The organism is Methylibium sp. (assembly GCF_013817365.1).
In the GTDB taxonomy this organism is placed as follows: domain Bacteria; phylum Pseudomonadota; class Gammaproteobacteria; order Burkholderiales; family Burkholderiaceae_C; genus Methylibium.
This window is the reverse complement of sequence record NZ_JACDCU010000135.1, coordinates 1-8,874: the sequence shown is the minus strand read 5'-3', so window position 1 is coordinate 8,874 and position 8,874 is coordinate 1. Positions and strand designations below refer to the sequence as shown.

At 66.4% G+C, this 8,874-nt stretch carries 8 protein-coding genes; 4 read left to right on the top strand and 4 right to left on the bottom strand.

Going from position 1 to position 8,874, the window contains the following annotated elements; translation table 11 throughout:
* Positions 1–231: hypothetical protein (locus tag H0W38_RS10155; RefSeq protein ID WP_292453494.1), on the top strand; the 231-nt coding region annotated here is incomplete at its 5' end.
* 109 nt (positions 232–340) lie between these two features.
* On the opposite strand, the gene glgA is transcribed toward H0W38_RS10155, so the two are convergent.
* Positions 341–1,801, bottom strand: coding sequence for a glycogen synthase GlgA (gene glgA / locus H0W38_RS10150; RefSeq protein ID WP_292453493.1), 1,461 nt, complete (start codon positions 1,799–1,801; stop codon positions 341–343).
* A gap of 14 nt (positions 1,802–1,815) precedes the next feature.
* Complete coding sequence (glgC, locus tag H0W38_RS10145) at positions 1,816–3,081, bottom strand: glucose-1-phosphate adenylyltransferase (protein WP_292453491.1); 1,266 nt, start codon at positions 3,079–3,081, stop codon at positions 1,816–1,818.
* A gap of 111 nt (positions 3,082–3,192) precedes the next feature.
* Here glgC and H0W38_RS10140 point away from each other — a divergent pair, with 111 nt between their 5' ends.
* The 3 genes from H0W38_RS10140 (at position 3,193) to H0W38_RS10130 (ending at position 5,877) form a co-directional block, all read left to right on the top strand.
* Positions 3,193–3,513 carry a hypothetical protein gene (locus tag H0W38_RS10140; RefSeq protein WP_292453489.1) on the top strand — a complete coding sequence of 107 codons (321 nt, stop codon included), beginning with the start codon at positions 3,193–3,195 and terminating at the stop codon, positions 3,511–3,513.
* A gap of 719 nt (positions 3,514–4,232) precedes the next feature.
* On the top strand, positions 4,233–4,652 hold the full coding sequence (locus H0W38_RS10135; RefSeq protein ID WP_292453488.1) for a CopG family transcriptional regulator: 420 nt from the start codon (positions 4,233–4,235) through the stop codon (positions 4,650–4,652).
* Between the two features lie 28 nt (positions 4,653–4,680).
* On the top strand, positions 4,681–5,877 hold the full coding sequence (locus tag H0W38_RS10130) for a PHB depolymerase family esterase (protein WP_292453485.1): 1,197 nt from the start codon (positions 4,681–4,683) through the stop codon (positions 5,875–5,877).
* Between the two features lie 29 nt (positions 5,878–5,906).
* Here the strand turns inward: H0W38_RS10130 and H0W38_RS10125 are convergent, their stop codons facing one another.
* Both H0W38_RS10125 and ligD read right to left on the bottom strand, forming a co-directional pair.
* Positions 5,907–6,677, bottom strand: a complete 771-nt coding sequence (locus H0W38_RS10125; RefSeq protein ID WP_292453483.1) for an exodeoxyribonuclease III — start codon at positions 6,675–6,677, stop codon at positions 5,907–5,909.
* 6 nt (positions 6,678–6,683) lie between these two features.
* Positions 6,684–8,874: DNA ligase D (gene ligD / locus H0W38_RS10120; RefSeq protein WP_292453481.1), on the bottom strand; the 2,191-nt coding region annotated here is incomplete at its 5' end.

The following is an 8,874-nucleotide window of genomic DNA, read 5'->3' as shown; positions in this document are numbered from 1 at the left end:
ATTTCGGGGCTGGCGCTCGGCGTGCTGGCCCTTGCGTCGCTCGTTGCCTCGTTGTTCATCCTGTTCGTGCGCGGCGTTGACGAACGTCTGTTCCGCGTGAGCCAGTACGAGCAGCGCCAGGCGGGGGCCACCTCGCAGTTCCGTCCCAGCGGCTACGAGCCGCGCGAAGCCGGGGAGCAGGCGGCGGACCACAAGCCGCCACTGCAGGCAGCCACGTTCGACGTCCGCTAACCACGGTCGCAAAGGCTGCGCGGGAGGGGCGCACCGCCAGGACAAGGCGAGCCTGCGTGCGGGCATCGATGGGCCACCTTCGCTCGGTCCGGGACGCGGGATCGGGCTGTCATCGGTTAGCGGTCATGGCGCCGCGGTACAGCGCCATGTATTGCACAGCTGCCTGATCCCACGAAAACGTCTCGGCCATCGCCCGCCGCATGGCTTGCTGCCAGTCGCTGGGGCGGTGGTACAGCGCCACGAGGCGTTCGACGGCTTGTTCAAGTGCGGCTGGCGTGGCATCGTTGAACACGAAACCGGTGCCCGTGCCGTTGCGCAGGTTCGCCGCGCTGGCATCGACCACGGTGTCGGCCAAGCCGCCGACACTTCGCACGAGTGGCAGCGTGCCGTAGCGAAGGCCGTACATCTGCGTCAGCCCGCAAGGCTCGAAGCGCGAGGGCACGAGGATCGCGTCGGCGCCGGCGATGACGCGATGGGCCAGCGCTTCGTCGTAGACGAGGCGCACCGCCACGCGAAGCGGTTCAGCCCGCGCGGCGTCGCGCAACGCGGCTTCGAGGGCCGGCTCGCCGGTGCCGACCACGACCAGTTGCGCGCCGAGCCGCAGCAGCGCCGGCAACACGCCCAGTACCAGATCGAGCCCCTTCTGCCCGCTCAGGCGGCTGACTACCGCGAGCAGCGGCGCGCCGGCGTCGGGCGGGAGCGCCATTTCCTGCTGCAGCGCAGCCTTGCATTCGCGCTTGCCCTGAGGTCGCTCCGCGCTGTAGCGCGACGCGAGTCCGGGGTCGCTCTCCGGGCTCCACACGTCGCGATCGACGCCGTTGAGGATGCCCGACACGTCGGATTGGCGAGCCCTGATCACGCCGTCCAAGCCGCAGCCGAATTCGGGCGTGGCAATTTCCCTGGCGTAGGTCGGGCTCACGGTGCTGATGCGGTCGGCAAATTTGAGTCCAGCCTTCATGAACGATAGCTGGCCGTGGAATTCGAGGCCTTCCGGACTCATGTAGTGCGGCGGCAGCGCGAGGGCACCGAAGTCGCCAGGCGAAAACAGTCCCTGATACGCCAGGTTGTGAACCGTGAAGACCGACGTGGCGCGGGTTGCCGGATGTGCTCGCATGTAGGCGCAGGCCATCGCCGCATGCCAGTCGTGCGCGTGCACGACGTCCGGCGTCCAGCCCGGGTCGAGCTCACCGGCGGCGAGGTGGGTGCCCAGCCAGCCAAGCAGTGCGAAGCGCTGCAGGTTGTCCGGCCAATCCGCTCCGCGGTCGTCCTGGTACGGGCCGCCGCCGCGGCGGTACAGGTAGGGCGCATCGACCACATAGGCCAGAACGGGGCTGCCCGGCAGGCGGCCGAGTCGCAGCGTGATGCGGGCGGCTCCGAAGGCCGGGCCGATCTCGCCAACCGTGTCCGGTTGCAGCAGGGCTTCGGCGATGGCGGGCAGGCCGGGCAGCAGCAGGCGCACGTCCGCGCCGGCACGAACAAGGGCCGGCGGCAGTGCGGCGACCACGTCGGCCAAGCCACCGGTCTTGACCAGCGGATAGATCTCCGCTGCCAACTGGAGCACTCTCGGCACAGCGGCGGACGCCTTCAAACCAGCCGCGCGAGCATCTCGCGGGTGACGAGCGTGATGCCGCTCTCGCTGCGATGGAAGCGCCTGGCGTCCTCCGCGGGGTCTTCGCCGATCACCATGCCGTCCGGGATGATGCAGCCACGGTCGATCACCGCGCGTGTCATGCGCGCGCCGCGCCCGACTTCCACGCCGGGCAGGACGACGGCCCAGTCCACCTTGGCGTGCGAATGGACGCGCACGCTGGAAAACAGCACGGAGCGAAACACTGCGCCCGAGACGATGCAGCCGCCCGATACCATCGACTCGACCGCCGAGCCGCGGCGATCGGGCTGGTTGTGCACGAACTTGGCAGGCGGCAACTGCTGCTGGTAGGTCCAGATCGGCCAGCGCGTGTCGTACAGGTCGAGCTGCGGCACGGTGGCAGTGAGGTCGATGTTGGCGTCCCAGTAGGCGTCGATCGTGCCGACGTCGCGCCAGTAGGGCTCGTCGCCCTGGTGGGTCGACACGCAGCTGAGGCTGAACGGGTGGGCCACCGCGCACCGGTTGCGTACCGCAGCGGGAATGATGTCCTTGCCGAAATCGTGCGACGAGCCGGGATCTTCGATGTCGCGCTTCAGTTCGTCGTTCAGGTACTGTCGGTTGAAGACGTAGATGCCCATGCTGGCCAGCGCCATGTCAGGCCGGCCGGACATGGCCGGCGGATCGGCGGGCTTCTCGACGAAATCGACGATGCGCATCTGCTCATCGACCGCGATCACGCCGAAGGCGGTGGCTTGCTCGCGCGGCACCGCGAAGCAGCCGACGGTGCATTCGGCGCCGCTGGCCACGTGGTCGGCGAGCATCAGCGCATAGTTCATCTTGTAGATGTGGTCGCCGGCCAGCACGAACACGTAGTCGGCGTCGTAGCCGTCGATGATGTCCTGGTTCTGCCACACGGCGTCGGCGGTGCCGCGGTACCACGACTCCTCGTCGAGCCGCTGTTGAGCGGGCAGGAGATCGACGAATTCGTTCATCTCGCTTTTGAGGAAGGCCCAGCCGCGCTGCAGGTGGCGCAGCAGGCTGTGCGACTTGTACTGGGTGATGACGCCGATGCGCCGCAGCCCGGAGTTCATGCAGTTCGACAGCGTAAAGTCGATGATCCGAAATTTCCCGCCGAAGTACACCGCCGGTTTCGCGCGGCGGTCGGTCAAATCTTTAAGCCGGCTCCCGCGTCCCCCCGCAAGCACCAGCGCGACGGCTCGTTTCGGGAGATCCAGATTGCGAGCCAGTTCCGCAGAATGCATGTCGTCTCCGAAGGGCCGGTGGCACGCTGGATGGTGCACGCCGCGGCGACCTAGCGCAATCACTGCGTCGGTACTCGCCACGTGCCGCAACTGCTGAGGGGCAACCCACCGATGAAATTCGACCGCAGGAATCGCAGCGACCGCACCGCGTTGTCGGAGCTGAACCATCACTTGGTCACCACGGTGGGCGTGTCGCCGGAGGAGGCCGCGCCGTCCGAACTGATGCGCGCCGTGGCGCATGAGGCGCGTCAGCAGCTGGCCGAGCGCTGGGTGCACACGCAGGCCGCCGAGCGCGCCGCCAAGGTGCGCGTGTCTACTACCTGTCGATGGAGTTCCTCATCGGCCGCAGTCTCGGCAACGCGCTGGATGCGCTCGAGCACCCTCTATGTGTCGATCTGGCCTAAATGGACGAGTCCCGCGCGACCTCTGTGAGCTTGGCGAGGGTGCCCAGGGGATGCAAGCAGCGCGGCTCCTTGAGTGGGCGCCATCGTGCCTGCGGCCACCGCGGCCAGCACAGCCCGGCCTTGATCCGTAAGCGTGTTGTCGGGCATCTGCACGAGGACGGTGGGCTCCGTCGCCTTCAGGGGGGCGACAGTTCGCTCCAACAGAAGCCGCGCGGCCCCGCTGCTGTCGCCCGGTCGCTTTTTCAGCATCACTTCAGCGGCGCCTCATTGAGCGCGGTGCGCTCAAGTTCGGTGACACGGCGTTCGATGGTGGACATGGCTTCTCCTTCACTTCAACTCGCACAACACGTCGCGGCAGTCCCGGGCCATGAAGGCCACCCCGCCAGCGACACGAATGCGCTCCAGAAATACCACCTGCTTTGGCCGAAGCCTGCCAGTCGGTCCCTTTACTTCCACCCGCAATAGGCGGCCGTCCACATTTGTCCCAGAACGTCGGGACACCCGGGCCAGCCGAACCGCACAAAGCGGGCACCTATCCGGGCAGCCCCCGAGTTCGGTCGGCGCCAGCCTGGCACTCACGTCATTCATGCTCTGCGCCGCAACGGCATCCCGCGCGCGCTACCGAGGGCATCGCATCACTGCGCGAGCGCGACGTCGAACGCCTGCCTCTTCTCCCGCGCATCGCACCCTAGTGCCAAAAATATGCTCTAATGGACATCCAAATAGATTCCATATGGATGGCTAACAATGCTGAGCAAGGTGATCGAACCCAGACAACGGGTCGGCGAGACGGAGAAGATGACCATCAACATGGGTGTCGTCGATCTCGGCCAAGTCGACCTGCTGGTGCAGGAGGGCTTCTATTCAAACCGCTCCGACCTGGTTCGTACCGCCGTACGAAACCAGCTGGTCTCGCACGCGGATGCCCTCAAGCAGACCGTCTCCCGCCGCACCTTGATGGTCGGGCTGTTGGACTGCAGCCGGGCTGACCTGGAGCGCGCAGCCGCCAGCGGCGAGCGCTTGCGGCTACAGGTCGTCGGGCTCGCACGCATTGCCGACGACGTCACGCCGGAGTTGGCCCGCGCTGCCATTGAATCGGTTTCGGTCCTTGGCGCTTTCCATGCCAGCGCTGCAGTGCGCCGCGCACTGGCCGATCGAATGATTTAACTCTTCCACTTTCAGCAGAAAGCTCCTCATGAACCACCGTTTCGCACCACGGGCACCAGCCTTCAACAGCACCAACATCACCGAAACGATCGAGCGCGCCCTTGCGTCGGCCGGCCTGCAGACCAAGTCGGGGCCGATGCTGGACGTGACTGAAACCATCCGGCGGGCGCTCGCATCGGCCGGTATGGAGAGCGCACCGGCGCCACAGGGCGTTGACTCCTCGGTCATCGACGTGGTGGCACGCGTCGTGAGCACAACGCCGGACGAAGGCACTGCGACGCGTCGCGCGCCAGTCACGAACGAGCCTCCAGCGCCAGGACAGTTCGTGACGCGCGAGTTCAGCAATCGAGCAGGAAAACGAGCCTACAAGCTCTATGTGCCCACGCGCATTCCGGAAACGCCGGTGCCGATGATCGTGATGCTCCATGGCTGCACCCAATCGCCCGACGACTTCGCAGCCGGCACGCAGATGAATCGGCTGGCCGAAGAGCATGGGTTCCTCGTCGTCTACCCAGAGCAGGCAGCGAACGCGAACGCATCGAAGTGCTGGAACTGGTTCAATGCGCAAGATCAGATGCGCGACAGCGGCGAGCCTTCGCTGATTGCCGGCATCACGCGCGAGGTCGCGTTGCATCACCTCGTGGACCCACGCCGCATCTTCGTGGCGGGGCTCTCGGCTGGTGCGGCCATGGCGGTGGTCATGGGCGAGACCTATCCCGATCTCTACGCCGCGATCGGTGCCCATTCCGGCCTGCCGTACCGCGCGGCGCACGACATCCCCTCCGCCCTGGCCGCCATGAAGGCGAGCCGCCGTTCGATGGGTGGCCCGGCGAACCTGCCGGGCACGGCATCTGCGCCGCACACGAAAGTCTTGCATGCCGTGCCCATCATCGTTTTTCATGGCGACCGGGATCACACGGTGAGACAGGCGAACGGGGCCGAAATCATTCAGCAAGCCTGCAGCGCCCATGCGGCAACGTTGGGCGAGTCAGCGCTGCGCGTAAGCATCCACGAAAGCAAGACGCCGCGAGGACGCGCCTTCAGCCGCACCGTGCACGCGGACGCGGCGGGACACCCGCGCATCGAGTCATGGGTGTTGCATGGTGCGGGACATGCCTGGTCTGGCGGTCACGCCAGCGGGTCCTACACGGACGGCGCGGGACCTGACGCTTCAGCCGAGATGGTCCGATTCTTCCTCGGCCAACCGCGTGCCGGATCGGCGTGAGTTGACGGAATGCAGACCGCGCCACGGCATCAAGCCAAGTCGACCCAAGCCGGCGCGTGGTCGCTGGCTCCTTCGATCCCCCGAACCGGTTTGTCGACCCCTGCGCCGACGAGCCTGGCCTTCAGTGATTTGCTGAGCAGCAAATGGTCGATCCGCAACCCCGCATTGCGCGCCCAGCGGTTTCGGCGGTAGTCCCAGAAGGTGTACACCGGCTCCTGCGGATGCAGCTTGCGCAGGGCATCGGTCCAGCCCTGTTCTAGCAGCCGGCGGTAGGCCTCCCGCGGCTCTGGCTGGAGCAGGGCATTGTCGAGCCATGTTTTTGGCGAGTAGATATCGGCGTCGGTGGGAACGACGTTGTAGTCGCCTGCGAGAACGACCGGATGATCCGTCTTCCACAACTCGGCCGCGTGTGCGATGAGGCGTTCGAACCACGCAAGCTTGTAGTCGAACTTCGGCCCCGGCCAGGGATTGCCATTGGGCAGGTACAGCGACGCCACGATGACGCCCCCGATGGCCGCTTCCAGGTACCGGGCCTGAGCGTCCTGTGGGTCCCCCGGCAGTGCGCGCCGGATGAGCACAGGGTCGGATCCGCGAGCCAGCAGCGCGACGCCATTCCACGTCTTCTGTCCGACGACCAATGCGCCGTAGCCCGCCGACTGGAGTTCCGCCATGGGAAAGTCCCGCTCGGTGGACTTGATCTCCTGCAAGGCAACGACGTCCGGCCGGGTCGCGTCCAGCCACGCCAGCAACAGCGGCAAGCGCGAATGGATGTTGTTGATGTTCCAGGTCGCGATTCGCATCGCTGCTCACCTGCCCCCGCGGCGCGACGCTGCTGGCCTGAACCCCAGCGTCTTCATTGCCGCGTTCAGGGTCTGCTTCTTCTTCCAGTATCCCGCCCAGGGATCTGAACTCTGGAACGACAGATGCTCCCGCGCGGTGGCGATGTTCCAGTGCGCGCCCCCTTTGAGCTTGGACAGGGCATCCCATGCGACCGGCATCGACACGCCCAGGCCGGCCCTCGCGCGTGCCGAGAACGCCGCGGCGGTCGTCGCACCATGCCCATTGCGCAGGTAGTCCACGAACAGCTTCCCGACGCGATTCGACGGCCCGCTCCTGGCGACAAACCTTGCAGGGATCACCCGGGCAAGATGCTGCACGATGGCCTGGGAGAAGTCCTTCACCGCGTCATAGTCGAGCTTCGGGGTCAAAGGCACGACCACATGCAGGCCCTTGCCTCCGCTGGTCTTCAGCCAGGCCTCGAGCCCGAGTTCCTGCAAGAGGCCCCGCACGAGGGTCGCTGCCTCCTGGACGTGCCCCCATGCCGTGCCTTCACCGGGGTCGAGGTCGAAGATCATCCGGTCCGGCGCGTTGATGTTCTTGTCGGTCGAATTCCAGGTGTGGAACTCAATGGCATTCATCTGCGCGGCGCCGGCGAGGGCTTGCACGGTATCGACCTCGAGCAGCGCGTCATGCCCCGGCCACAGCGCCGGATCCATGTTCTTGAGCCCGGGGATCGCCGTACGCTCACTGTGCTTCTGGAAGAACAGCGAACCGTCCACACCCGTCGGTCCGCGAACCAGCGAACACGGCCTTCCCTTTAAGTGCGGCAGGATGAAGTCGGCCACCGACTCGTAGTAGCGCACGAGGTCGAGCTTGGTCAGTCCCGTGCTCGCGTCGATGACCCGCTCGCCGTGCGTGACCCGGATGGCGGCTGCCGACGACATCACGGGCAAGCCGCCAGCTGGCGTCCTGGCGATCTCCCTGCGGATGGCCTTTGCGGGTTTGTCGGTACGCAGCGCGACGTAGGAGGCGTGGCGAATCTGGCCGTCCGGCGTCATCTCGCGGTACTCCACTTCGGCCACGACGCGCGGCTTGACCCATCGCTCGCTGCCCACTGGGCGGCGGGACCATCGACCCGGCTTGGCCGCACCGGCGGGGAATGGTGCCTTCGCGATCTCCAGCTTGGCCAGCTTCTTCTTGAGCCGAGCCGCTTCTTCGGCATTCCAGCCGGTGCCGACGCTGCCGACCGAGACGAGTTCGCCCGCGTCGTCGTAGAGCCCCAGCAGCAGGCTGCCGATCTGCGGCGATCCGTCGCTGCGGTCGGTGTAGCCGCAGACGACGAACTCCTGGCGCAGCTTGGATTTGAGTTTGAGCCAGGCCTCGGAGCGTGTCGATGAATAGGGCGCGTCGCTGCGCTTGGCCATCACGCCCTCCAGGCCCAGCTTGACTGCCGACTGGAGCACCGAGGCCGCGTCGCCGGGAAAGTCGGCGCTGAAGCGGACGTGCTCGCTGCCCTTTTCTTCGAGGAAAGCCTTCAGCAAGCGGCGTCGCTCGATCAGCTCGACTGCCCTCAGGTCGTAGCCTTCGAAGTAGGGAAGGTCGAAGACAAAGTAGTCGATCCCGGCCGAAACGGTGGGGCGGTCGAAAGACTTCTGCAGCGCGTTGAAACTCGGCAGCCCGTCGTCGCCGAACACAACGATCTCGCCGTCGAGCCATGCGGACTTCAGCCCGAGGCCCTGCAGCTCGGCGACCAGGCCGGGCATCTTGGCAGACCAGTCGTGGCCGCCTCGGGTGATGAGCGATGCCTTGCCATCCGAGATGCGGCACATCAATCGGTAGCCGTCGAATTTGATCTCGTAGATCCACTGCCCGAATGCGGGGACGCCCGTGGCGAGCGTCGCAAGCTGCGGCGACATCTTCTCGGGCAGCGGAGCCTTGATGGCGCCTGGAACGGCGCTGCTCGCCCTGGACGTCTTCGATCGGCCGGAGACGGACGTGGCGCTGCCTTTCGGGGCTGATGCGGGTTGCGGTGGCCGGTAGGAACTCGAGGCGGGCGCAGCCAAGGGCTTGGCGATGACGCTGTCCGGCAGTGCGGTCACCACGTCGTAGGCCGCTCTCGGCCGTGCGAACGCGTCGCCCCGCTTCTTGAAAAGGATCCACAGCTCCTGCTTGTCGCCCGGCTTGGCGATCCTGACCAGCTCCCAGAGGCCAGCCAGC

Coding starts and splice junctions, on each gene's coding strand:
- H0W38_RS10125 (WP_292453483.1), bottom strand. CDS start 6,677: ATGCGAATCGCGACCTGGAACATCAACAACATCCATTCGCGCTTGCCG.
- H0W38_RS10130 (WP_292453485.1), top strand. CDS start 4,681: ATGAACCACCGTTTCGCACCACGGGCACCAGCCTTCAACAGCACCAAC.
- H0W38_RS10135 (WP_292453488.1), top strand. CDS start 4,233: ATGCTGAGCAAGGTGATCGAACCCAGACAACGGGTCGGCGAGACGGAG.
- H0W38_RS10140 (WP_292453489.1), top strand. CDS start 3,193: ATGAAATTCGACCGCAGGAATCGCAGCGACCGCACCGCGTTGTCGGAG.
- glgC (WP_292453491.1), bottom strand. CDS start 3,081: ATGCATTCTGCGGAACTGGCTCGCAATCTGGATCTCCCGAAACGAGCC.